The sequence below is a fragment of the Rhodovarius lipocyclicus genome (genome assembly GCF_009900765.1).
In the GTDB taxonomy this organism is placed as follows: Bacteria; Pseudomonadota; Alphaproteobacteria; order Acetobacterales; family Acetobacteraceae; genus Rhodovarius; species Rhodovarius lipocyclicus.
Window position 1 is genome coordinate 1 of sequence record NZ_JAAABL010000004.1, and the last position, 20,139, is coordinate 20,139.

At 70.2% G+C, this 20,139-nt stretch carries 18 protein-coding genes and 1 pseudogene; 9 read left to right on the forward strand and 10 right to left on the reverse strand.

From position 1 onward, the window contains the following. Positions 1 to 127, forward strand: a pseudogene (locus GT007_RS22340) (IS1595 family transposase); the annotation flags it as partial. 118 nt (positions 128 to 245) lie between these two features. Here GT007_RS22340 and GT007_RS06375 read toward each other — a convergent pair. Continuing rightward, on the reverse strand, positions 246 to 1,529 hold the full coding sequence (locus GT007_RS06375; protein ID WP_160120918.1) for a M20 family metallo-hydrolase: 1,284 nt from the start codon (positions 1,527 to 1,529) through the stop codon (positions 246 to 248). A gap of 111 nt (positions 1,530 to 1,640) precedes the next feature. Here GT007_RS06375 and uraH point away from each other — a divergent pair, with 111 nt between their 5' ends. From uraH to GT007_RS06400, 5 genes are read left to right on the forward strand one after another with little or no spacing between them, the layout of a single operon-like run. Next, a complete protein-coding gene (uraH, locus tag GT007_RS06380) occupies positions 1,641 to 1,997 on the forward strand; it encodes a hydroxyisourate hydrolase (RefSeq protein WP_160120763.1) in 357 nt (118 codons plus the stop codon). Further along, positions 1,997 to 3,175: a urate hydroxylase PuuD gene (locus tag GT007_RS06385; protein ID WP_160120764.1), complete on the forward strand. Its 1,179-nt coding sequence runs from the start codon at positions 1,997 to 1,999 to the stop codon at positions 3,173 to 3,175. Before uraH ends, GT007_RS06385 begins: the two co-directional genes overlap by 1 nt. Beyond that, entirely contained in the window at positions 3,172 to 4,326 is a 1,155-nt protein-coding gene (locus GT007_RS06390) for a YcaO-like family protein (RefSeq protein ID WP_160120766.1), read from the forward strand. Before GT007_RS06385 ends, GT007_RS06390 begins: the two co-directional genes overlap by 4 nt. Before the next feature lie 43 nt (positions 4,327 to 4,369). Further along, positions 4,370 to 6,388, forward strand: a complete 2,019-nt coding sequence (locus GT007_RS06395) for a BTAD domain-containing putative transcriptional regulator (protein ID WP_160120767.1) — start codon at positions 4,370 to 4,372, stop codon at positions 6,386 to 6,388. Beyond that, on the forward strand, positions 6,378 to 7,292 hold the full coding sequence (locus tag GT007_RS06400; RefSeq protein ID WP_160120768.1) for an NAD(P)-dependent oxidoreductase: 915 nt from the start codon (positions 6,378 to 6,380) through the stop codon (positions 7,290 to 7,292). The genes GT007_RS06395 and GT007_RS06400 overlap by 11 nt, the downstream gene beginning before the upstream one ends. A gap of 273 nt (positions 7,293 to 7,565) precedes the next feature. Here GT007_RS06400 and GT007_RS06405 read toward each other — a convergent pair whose 3' ends face one another. The 7 genes from GT007_RS06405 to GT007_RS06435 form a co-directional block, all read right to left on the reverse strand. After that, positions 7,566 to 7,991 carry a hypothetical protein gene (locus GT007_RS06405; RefSeq protein ID WP_160120769.1) on the reverse strand — a complete coding sequence of 142 codons (426 nt, stop codon included), beginning with the start codon at positions 7,989 to 7,991 and terminating at the stop codon, positions 7,566 to 7,568. Positions 7,992 to 8,005: 14 nt separating this feature from the next. Beyond that, positions 8,006 to 9,505 (reverse strand): peroxidase family protein, encoded by a 1,500-nt coding sequence (locus GT007_RS06410; RefSeq protein ID WP_160120770.1) that lies wholly within the window; start codon positions 9,503 to 9,505, stop codon positions 8,006 to 8,008. Positions 9,506 to 9,764: 259 nt separating this feature from the next. After that, complete coding sequence (gene era / locus GT007_RS06415) at positions 9,765 to 10,673, reverse strand: GTPase Era (protein ID WP_160120771.1); 909 nt, start codon at positions 10,671 to 10,673, stop codon at positions 9,765 to 9,767. After that, on the reverse strand, positions 10,670 to 11,326 hold the full coding sequence (gene rnc, locus GT007_RS06420) for a ribonuclease III (RefSeq protein ID WP_160120772.1): 657 nt from the start codon (positions 11,324 to 11,326) through the stop codon (positions 10,670 to 10,672). The genes era and rnc overlap by 4 nt, the downstream gene beginning before the upstream one ends. Continuing rightward, on the reverse strand, positions 11,323 to 12,057 hold the full coding sequence (gene lepB, locus GT007_RS06425; RefSeq protein WP_160120773.1) for a signal peptidase I: 735 nt from the start codon (positions 12,055 to 12,057) through the stop codon (positions 11,323 to 11,325). The genes rnc and lepB overlap by 4 nt, the downstream gene beginning before the upstream one ends. Before the next feature lie 79 nt (positions 12,058 to 12,136). Next, a complete protein-coding gene (acpS, locus tag GT007_RS06430; RefSeq protein WP_160120774.1) occupies positions 12,137 to 12,550 on the reverse strand; it encodes a holo-ACP synthase in 414 nt (137 codons plus the stop codon). A gap of 293 nt (positions 12,551 to 12,843) precedes the next feature. Beyond that, positions 12,844 to 14,253 carry an MmgE/PrpD family protein gene (locus GT007_RS06435; protein WP_160120775.1) on the reverse strand — a complete coding sequence of 470 codons (1,410 nt, stop codon included), beginning with the start codon at positions 14,251 to 14,253 and terminating at the stop codon, positions 12,844 to 12,846. Between the two features lie 121 nt (positions 14,254 to 14,374). Here GT007_RS06435 and GT007_RS06440 point away from each other — a divergent pair, with 121 nt between their 5' ends. From GT007_RS06440 to GT007_RS06450, 3 genes are all read left to right on the forward strand, one after another. Next, positions 14,375 to 15,166 (forward strand): enoyl-CoA hydratase/isomerase family protein, encoded by a 792-nt coding sequence (locus tag GT007_RS06440; RefSeq protein WP_236571534.1) that lies wholly within the window; start codon positions 14,375 to 14,377, stop codon positions 15,164 to 15,166. Positions 15,167 to 15,169: 3 nt separating this feature from the next. Next, positions 15,170 to 17,266, forward strand: coding sequence for an acetate--CoA ligase family protein (locus GT007_RS06445; RefSeq protein ID WP_160120777.1), 2,097 nt, complete (start codon positions 15,170 to 15,172; stop codon positions 17,264 to 17,266). Positions 17,267 to 17,398: 132 nt separating this feature from the next. After that, complete coding sequence (locus tag GT007_RS06450; protein WP_160120778.1) at positions 17,399 to 18,568, forward strand: acyl-CoA dehydrogenase family protein; 1,170 nt, start codon at positions 17,399 to 17,401, stop codon at positions 18,566 to 18,568. Between the two features lie 24 nt (positions 18,569 to 18,592). On the opposite strand, the gene GT007_RS06455 is transcribed toward GT007_RS06450, so the two are convergent. Next, the gene (locus GT007_RS06455; protein ID WP_160120779.1) at positions 18,593 to 19,300 is read right to left on the reverse strand and encodes an ABC transporter ATP-binding protein; all 708 of its coding nucleotides are present in this window, start codon (positions 19,298 to 19,300) and stop codon (positions 18,593 to 18,595) included. A gap of 5 nt (positions 19,301 to 19,305) precedes the next feature. Beyond that, complete coding sequence (locus tag GT007_RS06460; protein ID WP_160120780.1) at positions 19,306 to 20,130, reverse strand: ABC transporter permease; 825 nt, start codon at positions 20,128 to 20,130, stop codon at positions 19,306 to 19,308. Positions 20,131 to 20,139 lie beyond the last annotated feature (9 nt).

Consider the following 20,139-nt stretch of genomic DNA (forward strand, 5'->3'; position numbering starts at 1 on the left):
CTTCCGGGGGCTCAGCCGCGCCACCTTCCACTTGCACCTCAAGGAGTGCGAGTTCAGGTACAACAACAGAGCCAGGAACCTTACTCGCCTCCTGCTCAAACTCTGCCGGGATAACCCGCTCTCCTAGTCGAGACCCTCAATTATATAGTACTGGCACTGTCCCCAAACTTCTCGCAGGAGCCTGGGGAGATCTGATCTCCCCAGCGGATGGGGTCTGGGGAAGGCAGAGCCTTCCCCAGCCTCCCTCACCCGTTCGCCAGCTCCGCCAGCACCTGCGCCAGCACCCGCGTCCCGGCCGCCAGTTGCGGCGCGGTCGAGAACTCGGCCGGGTTGTGGGAAACGCCCCCCCGGCACGGCACGAAGATCATGCCCGTGGGGCACAGCGGCACCATGAACTGCGCGTCGTGGAACGCGCCGGAGGGCATGCGCAGCCAGCCCAGCCCCTGGGCTTCGGCGGCGCGCTGCACGGCGTCGGTCACCAGGGGGTCGAACACGGCGGGGGTGGCGTGGAAGCGCTCGAAGACCTGCGCGGTGCAGGTGGTCAGCGCCGCCTGGATCACGCCCTCGATGGCGTTGCCGCGCGCCTGCAGCACCGCGTTGTCCGGGTGGCGGAAGTCGATGGAGAAGCGCACCAGGTCGGCGACGGAGTTGGAGGCGTTGGGGAACACCTCCATGCGGGCGACGGTGAAGCGCAGCACGTCGGTCGGGTCGCGCATCAGCGTGTTCAGCGCGGTGATGGCGCGGATGGCGTCCTGCATCGCGTCGCGGCGCACGGACAGCGGCGTGGTGCCGGCGTGGTCGGAGCGGCCCCGGATCTCCACGCTGAACCAGCGGCTGCCCTGGATGCCGGTGACGACGCCGACATCGAGGCCCTTCTGCTCCAGCACCGGCCCCTGCTCGATATGCGCCTCGACATAGGCGAAGGGGGTGGGGCCTTCGACCACGCCCAGCGGGCGGCGGGCGATGTCGGCCTCGGCGGCCTGGTGCTCGGCCAGCGCGTCGGCCCAGCGGATGCCGGCATTGTCGCGGATCTCGTCCCAGGTGTTGGGGGGCGCGTAGCCGGCATAGGCCATGCTGCCCATGCAGCCGGGGGCGAAGCGGCCGCCTTCCTCATTGGTCCAGGCCACGACCTCGATGGGGCGTTTGGTGGAAACGCCCGCCTCGCGCAGCGCCTGCACCGCCTCGAAGGCCGCGATCACGCCATAGATGCCGTCGAAGCGCCCGCCCTTGGGCTGGCTGTCCATGTGGCTGCCCGACACGACGGGGGCGGCGCCGGCCTCCGTGCCCTCATGGCGGAAGAACAGGTTGCCCAGCGCATCGACGCTGACCTTGAGGCCGATCGCCTCGGCCCAGCCGATGATCAGGCGGCGGGCCTGGCGGTCCTCCGGGCTCAGGCAGGGGCGGTTCACGCCCTGGTCGTCCGGGCTGTCGCCCGGGATGGCGCCGAGCTTCGCCATCTCCATCAGCCTGTCCCATTGCCGGGCCTCATTCACCGCCGCGACAAGGTTGGGAGCCACCGCCTGCACCATCACCGGAACCTTTCCTGCTGGGCTTCGGCGTTACGGCCAATGCCGCGCCGGATCAAGGCTTGCCCGGCGCCGGGCAATTCGGGAATCCTGAGCGAACAAGGGGGCAATCCGATGGGTCTTTCCACACATGTGCTGGACACGGCGCACGGCCGCCCGGCCGCCGGCATGGGCTGGTCGCTGTTCCGCATCGAGGCCGATGGCACCCGCACCCTGCTGAAGCGGGGCGTGACCAACGCCGACGGCCGCGGCAGCGAGGGCATGCTGCTGGGCTATGAGGAGTTGGAAATCGCACGCTACCAGCTGGTGTACCAAGTGGCGGCCTATTTCCGGGCCCAGGGCGTGGCGCTGCCCGACCCCGCCTTCCTGGATGAGGTGACATTGGCCTTCGGCATCGCGGACACCACGCAGCATTATCATGTGCCCTTGCTCTGCGCGCCCTTCAGCTACACCACCTACCGGGGCAGTTGATGGACTACGCCTATCTGTCGGAATGGGCGGGGCTGCTGCTGCGTTGGCTGCATGTGCTGACGGCCATGTGCTGGGTCGGCGCCAGCTTCTATTTCATGGGGCTCGACCAATCCCTGCGCCCGCCCGCCGATGGCGACCCGCTGGTGCGCGGGGAACAATGGGCCGTGCATGGCGGCGGCTTCTATCACAAGCGCAAGTTCGTGGCGGGCCCAGGCTTCGTGCCCGCCCCCCTGCACTGGTCGAAATGGGAGGCCTACTGGACCTGGCTCAGCGGCTTCTCGCTGTTCGTGCTGCTCTATTGGTTGCAGGCCGAGACCTATCTGATCGACCCGGAGGTGATGGAGTTGGAGCGCTGGCAGGCGGTCTGCATCTCGCTGGGCATGATCCTGGTGGCCTGGGGGGCGTATGACCTGCTCTGCCGGCTGCCGGTGGGCGGGAATGGCCAGGCCATGGCGGTGCTGGGCATCGCGGGGCTGGCGCTGGCGGCCTGGTTCAGCACGCGGGTGTTCTCCGGGCGCGGGGCCTATCTGCAGGTGGGGGCCATGATCGGCACCATCATGGCTGCCAATGTCATGGCCGTGATCATCCCCGGCCAGAAGAAGATGGTCGCGGCCGTGGCCGAGGGCCGGGAGATCGACCCGCGCTGGGGCGGCTGGGGCAAGCAGCGCAGCGTGCACAACAATTACATGACGCTGCCGGTCATCTTCCTGATGCTCAGCCCGCATTACCCGATGTTCTGGCAGCACCCGAATGCCTGGGTGCCGCTGGTGGCGATGGCGCTGGCGGGCGCGCTGGTGCGACAGTTCTTCAACCTGCGCCACCAGGGCATCGCCATGTATGACTACTGGCTGTTCGGCGCGGTGATCGTGGCGGTGGTCGCGGTCTTCCTCGCGCCCCCGCGCCGCGCGGCACCGGCCGAGGCCCCGCCCTTCGCCGCCGTGCGCGCCATCGTGGCCGCGCGCTGCGCCGAATGCCACGCGCCCCGGCCCGCCAACACTGGCTTCACCAGCCCGCCCAAGGGCATCCTGCTGCACAGCGCGGCGCAGATCCGCCGCAATGCCCGGCTGATGGAGCCGCAACTGCGCAGCGAAGCCATGCCCCCCGGCAATGCCACCGGCCTGACGGCGGCCGAGCGCGCCACCCTGCTCGCCTGGATCGGCGCGGGCGCGCCCCGATGATCCCGCCCGAAGCCATGCTCAGCGCCGCCGAGGCGCTGGAAGGCCGCGCCCTGCCCTCGGCCGACGCGGCGGAGCTGCTGGCCTTCCTGGGCGGGGATGCGGCGCTCGCGCCCTTCCTGCGCCATGCCGCCGGGCTGCGGCGGGTCTTCGCGCTGGCCGCCCCCTGGGCGCCGGGCCTGTGCGCCTGGGGCGCGGAGGTGGAGACCCCGCTCGGCGGCTCCTTCGCCTCGGGTGTGGGCGTGGCGCATGGCCCGGCCTTCATGGCCTGCGTGGCGGAGGCGATGGAGCGCGCCGCGGTCGCCTCGGCCCCGCCCGTGGCGTTGCGCGGCCCGGCGCCGGCATGGGCCGCCCGCCTGCCCGCCATGCCGGCGGAGGTCGATTGCCTGGCCCCGGGCCTGCCGCTGGACCTGGCCTTTCGCCGCGCCGCGCCGGAATTCCGCCCGCCATGGCCGCTGTCGGCCGGCTGCGCGGTGGGGCCGGATGCCGGGGCCGCCTGCCTCTCCGCCCTGCTGGAACTGATCGAGCGCGACGCGGTGGCGCTGTGGTTCGAGGGCGGGCACCCCCCTGCCCCGCTGGCGCTGGAACAGGCCGCCCCGGCCGCCGCCGCGCTGGCGGAGATCCGCGCGGGCTTCACCGGCCGGGCCAGCTGGCTGCTGGATATCAGCCAGGGGCTGGGCGTGCCGGTGGTGGTGGCGGCCTCGGCGGATGCCGCCACGGGCGGGGATGTGTGCCTGGGCTTCGCCGCGCGCCCGACTCCGGCGGCAGCCGCCCGGGCGGCGGTGCTGGAAATGGCGCAGATGGAGCTGGCCCTTTCCATCGTGGCCCGCCGCGCGCGCGAACGGGGCGAGGCGGGGCTGAATGCCTCGGACAAGGTGCATCTGGCCCGGGCGGGGGCGCTGCGGGCGGGCATGGCGGGGCTGATGCCCCAGGGAGCACCGCGCCGGCACGGGCCCGCCCCGGGCTTGGGGGATCTGTGCAAGTCGTTGCAGCAGAATGGTATTCTGGCGCAATTTCTGCCCTTGCCGGGCGGCGGCGGGCCGCTGGTGGCCATGCGCGCCCTGGCACCGATGCTGGACCATCCCGGCGCCTTGCCGCGCGGCCCGCGCTTCCGGGCCGTGGCGCCGCCGGTGGCCGAAGTGGAACTCTTGTAACAGAGGCCCTTAACAGCCGGGCCGGGCGTGATAGAGAACAAGCATGCCGGATGGTCCGCAACGCCGATCAGCACAGGCCGCGCCGCCGCAGGGCTCCATGGCCTTTCGCCTGCTGGGCAGTTTCGACGCCCGGGTGAACGGGCAGGAACTGCGCCTGCGCGGCCGCAAGACCCAGGCCCTGCTGGCTGCCCTGGCCATGGCGGGCCAGGCGGGCGAGGCGCGGTCGCGGCTGGCCAGCCTGCTCTGGAGCGAATCCGACGACGACCGCGCCCGGGCCACCCTGCGCCAGTCCCTGCATGAGCTGCGCGGGGTGCTGGCCGAACTCGGCGGCGCGGAGGGCTTTTCCGCCGAACGCGACACGCTGCGCCTGCACCCGGTGGAAACCGACCTGCGCGCGGTGCAGGAGGCACTAGACCAGGGCCGCATCCACCCGCTGTTGCAGCAGCGCACGGCCCTCGCCCAATCCCTGCTGGAAGGGTTCGAGGATATCGACCCCGCCATCCGCACCTGGCTGCTCGGCCTGCGCCGGGGCCTGACGCGGCAATGGTCCCGCGCGCTGGAAGCCCTGATGCTACGGGCCGAGGCCCCGGTGGCGGAGCGGCTGGACGCCGCCCAGGCCCTGTTGCGCCTGGACCCGACGCATGAGGCCGCCTGCCGCGAAGTGATGCGCGCCTCTCACATCGCGGGCGACACCGCGGGCGCCCTGCGCGCCTATGAGACGCTGTGGGACGCCCTGGCGCTGGAGCTGGACATGGAGCCGGCCGCCCAGACCCAGGCGCTGGTGGCCGAGATCAAGGCCGGCGCGCCCGCCGCCCCCGCCCCGGCCGCGCCCAGGGAAAAGAACCCGGTCCGCCTGGCCATCCTGGTGCCGCCCTTCATGGCCCTGGGCGTGAGCCCGGAGCGCGCGCATCTGGTCGATGGCTTCCGGCATGAGCTGATCGCCTGCCTCACGCGGTTCCGCGAATGGTTCGTGGTGGATGGCCCGACCCTGCCGCAGATCGCCTCCGAAATGGTGCGCGTCGGCACCCAGATGTCGCTGGAGGTGCGCGCCGAGGAAGCGGGCGGGCAGCTCGGCCTGGTGCTGCTGCTGCGCGACGAGGCCAGCCGCGTCATGGTCTGGTCCGACCGCTTCACCCTGACGCTGGAGGACTGGTTCGAGACCCGGCGCAAGATCGTCTCCCATATCGCGGTCTCCCTGCTCGGCTCCATCGCCACGGCCCGGCTGGCGGAAACCCACACCGTGCCCGATGTCAGCCTGGCCGCGCACGACAAATGGCTGCGCGGGCAGGCCATCATCCGCCTGTTCCGGCCCGAGGACTGGCAGCGCGCCGAGACCCTGTTCAACGAGGCGATCTCCGAGGCGCCGTCCTATTCGCCGCCCTATTCCTCGCTGGTGCAGATGGACAACGCGGTGCACATCGCCCACCCGGGCATGCGCCGCAGCCGCGCGCGGGAATTGCAGGCCATCCAGCGCGCCGAGCAGGCCGTGGCGCTGGACCCGGTGGACAGCCGCGCGCATCTCTGCCTGGGCTGGGCGCTGGCCATGGCCAAGCGCTACGACCGCGCCACCACCCATATGAACGAGGCGATCAAGCTGAACCCGCTCGACCCCTGGACGCTGGTCGCGGGGGCGCTGTTCAACGCCTATAGCGGCGAGCACGACCGGGCGGCGGAGCTGGCGGCCGAGAGCCTGACCCTGTCCGCCGCCCCCAATGCCGCGCATTGGGTGTACCAGAGCGCGATCGCCTATCTGCGCGGCGACGACGCGCTGGCCGCCGAGGCGGCGGGGCGCACCCTCAGCGCCGCGCTGCCCAGCCGCGCCTGGCACGCCGCCGCCCTGTTCAACCTGGGCCGGGAGGAGGAGGCACGCGAGATCGCTCGTGGCTTCCTGGCCGGCGCCCGCATGCAATGGTATGGTCAGGAGGAGCCGACGGACGAAGCGATCGGCTCCTGGCTTCTGCATCTGTTTCCCATCGCCAAGGAACGGGACTGGTCCCGCCTGCGGCAGGGAATCACGGGGGCCGGCATACCATCGGCAGGGGCCAGGCATCATGGGTGGTGAGAAGGCCGGCACGCCGCCGGCCGTGATGGGTATAGCGCCTCCGGCGGGGGCCGCTTTCGTGGGCCTGGGCGTCATGGGGCATGCCATGGCCGCCAATCTGGTCCAGGCCGGCTATCGGGTGGCGGTCACCAGCCGCACCCACAAGGAGGTGCCGGGCGCCACCTGGGCCGCGACGCCGGCTCTCGCTGCCGAGAACGCCGAGATCATCGGCATCTGCGTGCCCGACACGCCGGATGTGGAGCGCGTGCTGTTCGGCCCCGGCGGCGTGGCCGAAACCGTGAACGAAGGTGCCGTGGTGGTCGATTTCTCCACCATCTCCGCCGAGGCCACGCGCAATTTCGCCCTGCGGCTGAAAAGCGAGACCGGGGCGATCCTGCTCGATTCCCCCGTCTCCGGCGGCCCGCAGGGCGCGCTCGACGGCAACCTGACCTGCATGGTGGGCGGCGATGCCGCGGCCTTCGCGGCGGCCGGGCCCTTCCTGGCGGCGGTGGGCGGCACGGTGACGCATATGGGCGGGTCCGGCGCCGGGCAGATCTGCAAATCCGCCAACCAGATGATCATCTCCGCCACCATGCACGCGGTGTTCGAGGCGCTGGTGCTGGGCCGCAAGGCCGGGCTCGACCCCAAGGTGATGCGCCAGGCGCTGCTGGGCGGCTCCGCGCGCTCCGCCGTGCTGGAGAACCACGCGCTGCGCTGGCTGGAGGAACGCTTCACCGCGGGCTTCCGGGCGGAACTGATGCTGAAGGACATGAAGCTGGCCAGCGCGGCACTGGCAGCCCATGGCGTCTACGCGCCCATGGCCGCAGCCGCGACCCGCACGCTGGGCGTGGTGGTCGAAACCGGGCGCGGGGCCAAGGATGTCGTGGTGCTGGGGCAGGAGATCGCGGAACGGTCCGGGCTGTGAGGCGTGGGACGGGAAGCGGTCAGGGGCTCCGCCCCCGACACCCCCGCCAGGACCGTGCTCGGTCCTGGACCTAGATCAGTTTGGCGCTGATCTTGGGAAACATGTTTCTTATTGATATTTATAATATAATTGGCGCCAGACTTGTCAGGATCGGCGCCAATCTGATGGGTTCCAAGGGCCTTTCGGCCTTTGGCGGGGAGCCGAGGGGCAGAGCCCCTCGGTGGGGGTTCGGGGGCAAAGCCCCTGAGCGCACCCCCCAACACCCCGCCGATCTTACTCGCAGTAGCTGATCGTATAGTCACCGATACGGCTGGCGTGGAACTTCATCCGGTCGGCCGGGTCCACCGCCGGCGTGGCGCCGCCGAAGGCCAGGTCGCCGTAGAAGCTCGGCACATTGTAGCTGCCGCCGGCGGCGAACTTGCCTTCGCTGGCCAGCACGCGCTCCTTGGGCGGGATGCGCACGTAGACGGTGTTGTTGTCGAACATCGCCACCGAGAAGCCGGTCAGGAAGTCCGGCAGGGAGAGGCCCACGCCCGCCTCGGCGCATTGCGCCTTGAATTCCGCCAGGCTGCGGGGCACCGGATAGACCTTGCCGAAATACTTGGAGTCCTGGGTGGACCAGGTCTTCACCAGCTTCCCGAAGGCCTCGTAGTCGTCGATCTTCATGCGCGGCGGGTTCAAGGGGTCGAAGTCGGGCATCCTGTGCTCCTGTGTCAGATGAAGGGAGGGGTCGCGCCCTGCAGCCCGGGCTGGGCGGCAAGGAATTGGATCAGGCCCGCCATGTCATGGATGGCGTTCAGCGGGCTGGCGGCAAGCGCGGCCTCATCGGCCTCGGCCGCCGCGTTCAGGTTGGGGTAGAAGGCCTCGGCCAGGATGATGGACCCTAGCGGGCCGAGCCTGCGGCCCTGCCCCGCGATCATCCCCTCCAGCATCAGCCAGAAGGGCATGGGTGGGTCGGCGGCGATAGAGGCCGCGTCCTCGGCCTCCATGCCGCCCGGCTTGCCGTCGTTCAGCAGCCAGTCGAGCATCGCCTGCCGGCGTGCCGCGGGCGTGCCCAGCGGGCCCGCGTTCAGCGCCGCCGTGCGCGGGTCGCCGGGCGGGAAGTGGTGCCCGGTCATGTCCGCGATCAGCTCCTCCAGCGGCCACAGCGCGGCGGCCTCGGCGCTCAGCATGTCCCGGTAATGCAGGCCGGTGCGGTGGGTGCCGTCCACGGCGGGGAAGAAGCTGCCGGTCTGCAGCGGCGGCGCATAGCAGGGTGCGAAGCGCATCGCCCGCTGCGCGGTCCCGCCCAGCCCGTCGAAGAAGTTGGACCAGCGCGCCACCCATGTCTCGGGCATCGGCAGCAGCTTGGGATAGCGCGCGGAGCTGTGGCGCAGGGATTCGGCCAGGGGCAGCCCCTCGGCGGGCGGCGGGGCGTTCACGTTGTAGGTCTCGCGCACCATGGCGTGGGCCACGCGGAACACGCCGTGGCTGGCCTCCAGCGGCACCTCCTCGGTGTGGGGGTCGCTCAGCGGCGCGCCGCCGCCCTGGTAGAAAGCCAGCACATCCGCCTGCAACAGGCGCGGCATCAGGTCCTCGCGGATCAGCCGGCGGTACAGCGCGCGCAGCCGGGCGCGGGCGGGGGCGAAGAAGCCGCCCTCCAGCCCCACCACCACATTGTGGGCGATGTGGAACAGCACGGTCACCTGGCCCAGCAGCGCGTTGTCGTCGTTGCGCGGGTCCGCCAGCAGCGTGTCGGTCAGGGGGGCGCCGGGCTCGGGCGCTATGCGCGGCACGTCACGCGCGGCGCCGGTGGCCAGGCAGCCCACGCGCATCCGCGCGCGGTCCCGCGCCGGCACATAGGCATGCGGGCAGGAAGCCGGGCCCCCGCCATGCAGCGTATCCAGGTTCAGGGCGCGCAGGCGCTCATTGCCCGGGGGTTCGCCCGCCGCCTCCGCGGCCCAGAAGGGGATGTCCGTGAACACGCAGTCATGCGTCACGAATTGCAGGAAATAGGTGTAACCGGAGGGGATGTCCGGGTTCTCGCGCTGCGGCTCCACGCTGATACGGGTGGCCAGCTTCGCCAGGCGCTCCGCCGGGTGGCGCTCATCGGCCAGATCAGGGCCGTGCGGCAGGATGTGGCGATAACCCGGCGGCAAGCCCGCCAGACGCCCCGGCGTGGCGCCGCCCGCGGGCGGCGCGCCGCCATGAATGCCCTGCATCACACCACTCACACACGCATTCCTTCGCCATTATTCCGCGTTCACGATGACGGGAGTGGGCCGCGAGAGCGGCGGCAAGTCAACGTCCGAATGGATGACGAGGGTGGCGGAAACGAGAGGGCGCCGCCCTCCCGCACTCTCCCGCCGGGGGGCCGCCCCCGGGGGTTTCGTGCGGGCCCCTGGGATGAGTTGCTTGTTGAAGTTCCACAAAAAAGCGCCCCACCCGCTAAGGTGAGGCGCCAAACGCTCGGGGAGGGCTGAGGGCCCAGCCCTACCCTTCGTCTTCCAGCCCCAGCGCCCGGATATGCATCCGGCTTTCATCCCACCCGGCCTTTTCCTTCACGTTCAGGAACAGGTGGATCGGCCGTTCCAGCAGCCCCACCAGTTCCTGCCGTGCCCGGCGCCCGATTTCCTTGATCCGGCTGCCGCCATCGCCGATCACGATGGCTTTCTGGCTCGCGCGGCTGACATAGATGGTGCAGTCCACCCGGGCCGAGCCATCGGGCCGTTCCGTCCAGGATTCGGTTTCCACATGGGCGTGGTGCGGCACTTCCTCATGCGTCATGCGCAGGATCTGCTCGCGCACCACCTCGGCCGCCAGCATGCGGTTCGGCACGTCCGAGAGGTCTTCCTCCGGGAACAGCCAGGGCCCCGGGGGGGCGATATCGGCCAGCGCCTGCAACAGCTTGTCCACGCCGTCGTTCTTCTCGGCGCTGATCATGAAGGTCTCGGCGAAGGTCAGCTCGGCCGTCAGCGCCGCGGTCAGCGGCAGCAGCCGGTCGCGCGGGATCAGGTCGATCTTGTTCAGCACCAGCCAGATCGGCAGCTTCACGTTCTTCAGCTTGGCGATGATGGCCTGCAGCGGCTCCGTCAGGCCGGCGCGGGCATCGACCACCAGCAGCGCCATGTCGGCGTCCGTGGCGCCGCCCCAGGCGGCGGCCACCATGGCGCGGTCCAGCCGGCGGCGGGGGTTGAAGATGCCCGGCGTGTCCGTCAGCACCAGCTGCGCCGGCGGGCGCATCACCACGGCGCGGATGCGGAAGCGCGTCGTCTGCGGCTTGGGCGAGACGATGCTGACCTTGGTGCCGCTGGCGGCGTTGACCAGGGTGGACTTGCCCGCATTGGGCGCCCCGATCACCGCGATGATCGCGCAGCGCGTCTGTTCCGGCGTGCCGCTCACAGCGCGGCCAGCCAGGCTTCGGCGGCGGCCGATTCCGCCGCCCGTTTGGTGTCGCCCATACCCTCGGCCTCCCGACCCATCGCGCGCACACGAACCACGAAAACCGGAGCGTGCGCGGGCCCGGTGGTGGAAAGCAATTCATAAACCGGCAGGCCGGCGCCCCGGCCCAGCGTGTGTTCCTGCAACCGGGTCTTCACCGGCACCGGCGGGGCGGTGGTGCGTTCCATCACCCCCGCCCATTCGCGGCGGATCAAGGCGCGCGCCGCCTCCAGCCCCGCATCCAGATAGATGGCGCCGAGCAGGGCCTCCATCGCATCCGCCAGCACATTGTGGCTGGCCGAAACCCCGCTGCGGCGCTCCGCCTTGGGCAGTTTCAGCGCGGCCGGCAGGCCCAGCGCCTCGGCCACCGGCACCAGGGTCTCACGCGACACCAGCGAGGACAGGCGCTTGCTCAGCCCCCCCTCGCTTTCGTTCGGATAGCGTTCGGTCAGCCATTCGGCGATGCACAGGCCCAGCACCCGGTCGCCCAAGAATTCCAGCCTTTCGTTGCTGCCGGCACCGCCCGCGCTGGAGCGGTGCGTCAATGCGTGTGTCAGCAGCTCCGGCCGGGCGAAGGCGTGGCCGATGCGCCGTTCCAGCGCCTCCAGGCTCATCGCACCGCGGAGAGCAGGCGTGTCCAGCGGATGGCGAAGGGCCAGTTCCACACCTGCCAGAAGGGGCTGGAGCCATCGACGGAGAAGAAGATGAACTCCGCGCGCCCCACCAGGTTCTCGATCGGCACGAAGCCCACGGCGGACTGCACGCGGCTGTCCAGGCTGTTGTCGCGGTTGTCGCCCATGGCGAAGACATGGCCCGGCGGCACCGTGAATTCCGGCGTGTTGTCCAGCACGCCGTCATCGGTCTGCTCGATGATCTCATGCGTGCGGCCGCCCGGCAGCACCTCCCGATACAGGCGCACGGTCATGCGCGGGCCGTCGCCCTCGGTCACATAGGGGCCGATCGCCTCGCGCCGCACCGCCTCGCCATTCACGTGCAGGATGCCGCGGATCACCTGGATGCGATCGCCCGGCAGGCCGATGATGCGCTTGATGTAGTCCTGGCTGGTGTCGCGCGGCAGCTTGAACACCGCCACATCGCCGCGCTGCGGCACACTGCCCAGAATACGGCCCGAGAACAGGTTGGGGCTGAACGGGAAGGAATGCCGCGAATAGCCGTAGGAATACTTGGAGACGAACAGATAATCGCCCACCAGCAGCGTCGGGATCATGGAGCCGGAGGGGATATTGAACGGCTCGAACGCGATACTGCGGATACCGATGGCGATGAGCCCGGCATACAGGATGGTGCGGATGCTTTCGCCCCAGCCGGACTTCTTCTTCGTCATGGAATGGCTCATGGGCGGGCGGATATCCGGCAAAGGGGGGTGCAAAACGGGCGGATGAAGCGCGCCACCCCCGCACCTGTCAAGGAATGGGGCTCGGGATAGCCGAAATCAACACCATCGCCTGCGCGTAAGGGTATTCGTCCGTCATCGTCAGGCTGACCTGGGACACCATGCCCCGGGGCGTGATCGCGGCCAGGCGCAGCGCGGCCCCGCCCGTCATCCGCAAGGTCGGCGCGCCACTGGACAGGTTCACCACCCCCAGGTCGCGCCAGAACACCCCGGCCCGGAACCCGGTGCCCAGGGCCTTCGACGCCGCCTCCTTCGCCGCGAAACGCTTGGCATAGGTGGCGACCCGGATGCGCTCCGCCCGGCGCTCGGCCTTGCGGCGCTCCTCGGGCGTGAAGATGCGGTCGAGGAAACGGTCGCCGTGACGCTCCAGCGCGGCCGCGATGCGGCGGATGTCGATGAGGTCGCTGCCCAGGCCGATGATCATGGAGATGGTTCAGCATGGGGCGCGATATGGGGCAAGCCTTGAGGGCTCCGCCCTCAAACTCCCATTGAGGGGGAAATGACTTTCCCCCTCAAACTCCCCCATTACTTTCCGTCAGTTTTGGGACAGCGCTGAGCTTACGAAGGTTTTTCCGATAAATTATATAATAATATCAATATATTAAAACTATTCGCAGGGGCCTGGGGAGATCTTATCTCCCCAGCGGAGGGGTCTGGGGAGGCGGCGCCTCCCCAGTCCGCGTTCCCCTTGGGGAGGCAGCGCCTCCCCAGCCCGCCCTACCCCTTCATCGCCTCCACCAGCACTCCCAGATCCCCCAGCTCATCCACCTTCCACAGCAGTTCCAGCGCCTGCCGTGCCTTGGCCTCTCCCAGCCGCGGCCCGGCCAGCGCCATGAATTTCGTCTCCAGCCCCGCGTCGCTCAGCGGGTTGGAGGCCGAGCCGAACGGTTCCGGCACATGGCGTTCCGCCACCCGCCCATCCTTGGTGCGGATCAGCACATGGGCCCCGCGCTTGCGCGGATAGGCGGCCTCATACGCATCATCCACCCGCACCTGGATGCGCCCGGTCATGGCCAGCGTGTCGCCGTCGCTGCGTTCGGCATCGCCGAAATCGGCCACACCCACCTGGTTGCGGGTCAGCGCGGTGGCGATCACGAAGGGGAAGCTCATCTGCGCCGTGGTCATTTCGGACCAGCCGACCTCGGCATGGCTGGCGGCGACGGCATAGGTGCCGATCTCCACCTGCTCCACCTGGGGCGCGGAGATGCCGTCATCGCGCGCCATCTCCAGCACCGCGTCGATGGCGGCGTGGATGTGGCGGCAGCAGGCGTGCGGCTTCATGTAGCAATTGGCGATGGCGAAGCGCGATTGCGGGTTGTTGTCGCCGGCGGCCAGGATGTCGATGGCGCTGTAATCCACCTCTCCGGTGTCGCCGCCGGCATAGGCGGCGAAGAAGCCCTCCTTGAATTCCAGCGCGCCACGCGGCGCGGGCAGGCCGGCTTCGGTCAGCAGCGCGGCCAGCAGCCCCTCCCGTGCCGCATGGCCCGGGTGGATGCGCTTCACATCGCCCCCCGCCAGGAAGGTGAAGATACCGGCGGCCGAGGACGCGGCGATGCCCATCGCGGCCTCGATGTCGTCGGCGGACATGTTCAGCAGCTTCGCGGCGGCCACCGCGGCGCCGAACACCCCGGCGGTGGAGGTGTTGTGGAAGCCGCGCCAGCGGCTGCGCGGATGGGCGGCGGCGGCGATGCGGCAGGCGGTCTCGTAACCCGCGATCACGGCGGTCAGCAGCGCGGAACCGGACAGGCCGCGCTGGCCCGCCAGGGCGATGGCGGCCGGCACCACCACGGCGCCGGGGTGGACGGAACCGGCGCGGAAGCCGTCATCCAGCTCCAGCCCATGCGCGGCCGCCCCGCCCAGATAGGCGGCCGACAGCGCGTCATACCGCTCCCGGAAGCCAGGCATGGCCACCGGCCCCACCCCCACCCCGGCGGCGGACAAGGCCCGCTGCACCGACAGCGTGGCATCCTGCCCGGCGCCGGAGATGATGCAGGCCAGCGTGTCGATCAGGTGGCGCCGGGCGGCGTGGCGGGCGACGGCATCCACCGCCGCCTGTTCCAGCCCCGCGGCGAAATCGGCCAATTGCCGGGTGGGGCCTGCGGTCGTCACGGGCAAGGGCATATCCATCGGTTCCTCCTGGGGCGTGGCCCGCCCGGTTGTCATCTTGTACGAACAAGTTTATGACCAAGCCCAGGGCCGCGCAAGCCGGCCTATGAACCCCATTGGGGAAACGTTTGAGGAGACCGCCTTGGCCGAGCCCGTGTTGCCCGAATACCCGCGCGAAACGCGTGAGGGCCACGTCGTCACCCTCATCTGGGACCGCCCGCCGAACAACCACATCAACCGCGACCTGGTGGTGGCCCTCGGCGACCGGCTGCAGGCGCTGGATGCCGACCCCGGCTGCCGGGCCATCGTGCTGACGGGGGCGGGCAAGCATTTCTGCGCGGGCGCGGATTTCTCGGGCGGCGAGTCGGGCGGGCTGTCCTGGCCGGCGGAGGAGCCGGGCCAGACCCTCTACAAGAAGGCCGCGCGGCTGACGCGCACCGCGAAGCCCATCATCGCGGCGGTCCAGGGGGCGGCGATCGGCGCGGGGCTTGGGCTCGCCGTCATCGCCGATTTCCGCGTGACCTGCGTCGAGGCGCGGTATTCCGCCAATTTCACCCGGCTCGGCTTCCATCCGGGCTTCGGGCTCTCCTACACCCTGCCCAAGCTGATCGGCCTGCAGAAGGCGGCGCTGCTGTTCTACACCGGCCGCCGCATCACCGGTCAGGAAGCCTTCGACATGGGCCTGGCCGATGTGCTGGTGCCCCAGGCCGAGGTGCTGGCCGCCGCCCAGTCCCTGGCGCGGGAGATCGCGCAATCCGCCCCCGCCGCCATCCAGGGCCTGCGCGCCACGCTGCGGCGCGGCTTCTCCGAGGCGTATGAGCGCGCCACCGAGCGCGAATACGAGCAGCAGGTCTGGCAGCGCCAGATGGAGGATTTCAAGGAAGGCCGCGCCGCCATGGCCGAGCGCCGCACCCCCGATTTCAAGGGAATCTGAGCGATGGACATGCCCGTGCCGAATGAGCTGAACGTGCTGGCGGATGCCGTCTTCCGCCCCCGCGCCATCGCCCTGCTGGGGGCGACGCCCGACCAGAAGAAGAACAACTCCCGCGCGCAGCGGGTGCTGAAGAAGAACGGCTATCAGGGCCGGATCATCCCGATCAATCCGGGCCGGACGGAGATCATGGGCGACACCGCCTATCCCGATATCCGCGCCGCCCCGGGGCCGATCGACCATGCGTTCATCATGGTGCCCGCCGCCGCCGTGCCGGATGCCATCGCGGGCTGCGTGGAAAAGGGCGTGAAGGTCGCCACCATCTACAGCGCGGGCTTCGCCGAGATCGGCCCCGAGGGCCGCGCCATGCAGGAGGCGTTCACCGAGACCGCCCGGCGCGGCGGCCTGCGGCTGATCGGGCCGAACTGCCTGGGCCTGGTCAACGTGACCGACGGCGTGCCCATCACCAACAACGCGGCCGTGGAGGCCGAGGACATCAAGGCCGGCTCCATCGGCGTGGCGTCCCAGTCGGGCAGCATGATGGGCGCGCTGCTGTCGCGCGCCATGGCCCGCGGGCATCGCTTCTCCAAGCTCGTCTCCGTCGGCAATGAATGCGATGTGGGCGTGGGCGAGGTCGCGCAGCTGCTGGTCGAGGACGAGGCCACCCGCTGCGTGCTGCTGTTCATGGAAACCCTGCGCGACGCGCCGAAGCTGGCCGCCGCCGCCGCGCGCGCGCACCAGCTGGGCAAGCCGATCATCGCCTATAAGCTCGGGCGCTCGGACCTCGGGCGGCGCATCGCCGTCTCCCACACCGGTGCCATGGTGGGCGCGGACGAGCTCGCCGCCACCTTCTTCCGCGAGCACGGCATCCTGCGGGTGGAAACGCTGGAGGCGCTGGTGGAGGCACCGCGCCTGGTGCTGGGCCGCACCCCGCCCCGGGGCCGGCGCGTGTCCATCATCACCGGCACCGGCGGCGGGGCCGCGATGATCGTGGACCGCCTGGGCCTGTATGGCGACGAGCTGGTGGGGCCGACGCCCGCCATGCAGGAAAACCTCTCCGCCCAGGGCATCCATCTGAGCGATTCGCCCCTGATCGACCTGCCCATGGGCGGCGGCACCGGCCAGTACACCGCCGTGCTGAAGGAGATGGTGGCCTCCGACGGCAATGACGCGGTGGTGGCCGTGCTGGGCAGCACCGCCCGCCTGCGCCCGACCCAGGTGAACGAGAACATCCTGGACATCTATGACGGCACGAAGCCCATCGCGGTGTTCTGCGCGCCCCAGGCCGACGAGGCGCTGCGCATCTGCGACGAGGCGGATGTGGCGGGTTTCCGCACGCCGGAATCCTGCGCCGACGCGCTGCATGCCTTCCTGAACTGGCGCGCCCCGGTGGCGCGCGGCGTGGGCGCGCCCGAGGCCATGGCCAAGGCCAGCGCCCTGCTGGCCGCCGCCCCCTCCTCCACCCTCGATGAGGCCGAGGCCGGCGCCGTGTTCCAGGCCCTGGGCATCGAGGGCCCGGGCGCCCGGGTGGTGGAAAAGCCCGAGGATGTGCGCGGCATCGAGGGGCCGGTCGCGGTGAAGATCCTGTCGCCCGACATCCTGCACAAGACCGATGCCGGGCTGGTGCGGCTGGGCGTGGTCAGCGAGGGCGCGATCCGCGACGCGGTGGCCGAACTGACCGCCCGCGCGAAGCAGCACTTCCCCCAGGCCCGGCTGCGCGGCGCGCTGGTGGCGCCGATGCACAAGGGCCTGGCCGAGGTGATCCTGGGCTTCCGGCGCGACCCGGAGGTCGGGCCCATCGTCATGCTGGGCATGGGCGGCGTGCTGGCGGAGCTGCGCAAGAGCTTCACCGTGCGCCTGGCCCCGGTCAGCGTGGAAACGGCGGCGGAGATGATCGCGGAGCTGCCGGAACTGCGCATGCTGACCGGCTTCCGCAACCTGCCGCGCGGCGATGTGGCGGCGCTGGCGCGTGCCATCCACGCCATCTCCCTGCTGGCCGCGACCGATGGGCCGACGGTGCAGGAAGCCGAGATCAACCCGCTGTTCATCCGCCGCGAAGGCGAAGGCGTCGTGGCCGTGGACGGCCTGATCATCCTTGGCTGATCCCTCAGACGCCGGGCGGCCGGCATCCGCCGACCTTGGCTTCGCCGGACCGCCGGCGGGCCGCATTCACGGCCTTGGCATGAGGCAGCGCCTCATGCCCACCTTTTTCAGCCTGAGAGGAAATACCCGCGCATGAGCACGATCGCGCTGTCCGACGAAGACCGCATGTTGCAGGAGCTGGTGGCGAAGTTCGTCCAGAACGAACTGATGCCGCTGGAGCCCGCCATCCTGAAGCGTGAGGCGGAGGGCGGCAAATACGGCCTCTCCGAAGCCGAGGAAGCCCCCCTGCTGGCCAAGTGCCAGGAGCTGGGCCTGTGGGGCCTGGACGTGCCCGAGGAATTCGGCGGCGCCAACCTCAACCCCGTCGCCCGCATGCTGGTGGAGGAGGAGGTGAGCCGCACCATCGTCCCCTTCGAATTCCCCCCCGACAGCCCCAACCTGCACATGCTGATGGCCGCCGCGAACGAGGACCAGCGCGAGCGCTATCTGAAGCCCTATGCCGAAGGGCGCATGAAATCCGCCATCGCGATCTCCGAGCCCGGCGCGGGCGGCGACCCCGCCGGCATGCTCACCCGCGCCCGCAAGGATGGCGATGACTGGGTGATCAACGGCCGCAAGATCTGGGTCAGCCGCGTGCCCTATTGCGACTTCATCATCCTCATGGCGCGTACCGGCGAAGGCAAGCGCGAGGAAGGCATGACCGCCTTCATCGTGGACAAGGGCACCCCAGGCTTCATCATCGAGCGCGAGATCCCGATGATCGGCGGCCGGCGGACCTATGAGCTGGTCTTCGACGAGATGCGCCTGAAGGACAGCCAGATCCTGGGCACGCTCGGCCGCGGCTATGCCCCCATGCAGCTGCGCCTGAACGTGCGCCGGCTGCAGATGGGCGCGCGCTGCGTCGGCATCTCCGCCCGCGCGGTGGAGATGATGTGCGAGCAGGCGAAAAGCCGCGTGACCTTTGGCGTGCCGCTGGCCGACCGCCAGGCCATCCAGTGGTGGATCGCCGACGCCGCGGTGAAGATCCACGCCTGCCGGCTGATGGTCATGAGCGCCGCCCGCACCATGGAAGACGGCGGCGACGTGAAGAACGAGGCCAGCATGATCAAGGTCTTCGCCACCGAAATGGCGACCGAGATCGTGGACCGCGCCATGCAGACCTTCGGCGCCATGGGCATGACCAAGGAACTGCCCCTGCAGCTGTTCGCCCAGCAGGTGCGGCTGATGCGCATCTATGAAGGCCCGACGGAAGTGCACCGCATGGCCATCGCCAAGCGCGTGCTGCGCCACGGCAAGGTCTGACGCGAAAGGGGGGAGCGATCCCCCCTACTCCGCCGCGCGCAGCGCCACCATCCGCTCATCGGCCACGATCAGCCCGTTCTCCAGCCGGATCACCCGGTTGCACCATTGCCGCACCACGGCCATGTCGTGGGTGGCCAGCACCATGATCTCGGCATCGCGCACCAGCCGGTGCAGCCGGGCCTCGGCGCGGCGCATGAAATCCTCGTCGCCGGCCAGGAACCATTCATCCATCAGCAGGATGTCGGGGGCCATCTCGGTGGCCATGGCGAAGGCCAGGCGGATGTTCATCCCCGCCGAATAGCCGCGCACCGGCAGGTCGATCGCTTCCCCAAGGCCGGAAAATTCCACCACGCGCTCCACCACCGCGCGGCTCTCGCGCTCGCTCAGCCCCTTGTACAGGCCGCGCAGCATGATGTTCTCGCGCCCGGTCAGGAACTGGTCCATCCCCGCCATGGGGTCGATCAGGGAACCGATCTCCCCCTCCACCCGCAGCCGGCCGGCGCAGGGCTGGTAGATGCCGGCCAGCGTGCGCAGCAGGGTGGATTTGCCCGAGCCATTGGGCCCCACCAGCGCCACCCGCTCCCCGCCGCGGATCTCGAAGCCGAGGCCGCGCAGCGCATGCACCAGCATCGGCCCCCTGGCCCGCGCCAGCAGGCTTTTTTTCAGGGAGCGCGCGGTGTGGTGATAGAGCGGGAACTCCACCTTCAGCCCATGCGCCTGGATGCTCGCCATGGCCGCTACACCCAGAAGGCCACGCGGGCGCGGAAGCGGGTGAACACCGCCTGCCCCGTCGCCCAGATCAGCAGGGTGAAGCCCAGCGCGCCCGCCCAGGCGCCCCAGCCGGCGGCGGCCCCCATCAGCGGCGCGCGCACCACCTCGATCAGGCAGAACAGCGGGTTCAGCGGCAGCCAGGGCTCCAGCCAGCGCACCATGCCGGGCTGCCAGATCACCGGGGTGACGAAGAAGGCCACCTGCAGCACGGCCGCCACGATCTGCGTCACGTCGCGGAAGCGCGCGCACAGCATGCCCAGCAGCAGGGACAGCCAGAACAGGTTCACCGCCACCACCAGAAAGCCCGGCACCGCCAGCAGCGCGGCCCAGCCGGGGTTGAAGCCGAACACCACGAACACGCCCAGGATCAGCGGCAGGTTGTGCGCCGCCACCAGCCCTGTGCGGAACACCCCCCGCAGCGCCTGGATACTGTGCGGCAGCGGCATCTGGCGGATGATGCCCTCGGCGGCGGTCAGGCAGTTGCAGGCCTCGGTGATGCCCTGGGCCAGCAAATTCCACAGGATCAGGCTGGCGGCGAGCCAGGGCAGGTATTCCGCCACCTCCATCCGCAGCAGATGGGCGTAGAGAAAGCCCAGCGCCCCCAGCATCACGGCCGTGGTCACGCTCATCCACAACGGGCCGAGCAGCGAGCCCCGGAAGCGGTGCATGATGTCGCCCCGCGCCAGCGCCCAGGCCAGGCGGATGCGGCGGAAGCCCTGGCCGAGGTCTTCCAGCGCCTCGGCGCCCCGGCGCGGGGCCTCGGCATCGAACAGGCGGACGGGCGCGGCCATCAGGCGGGC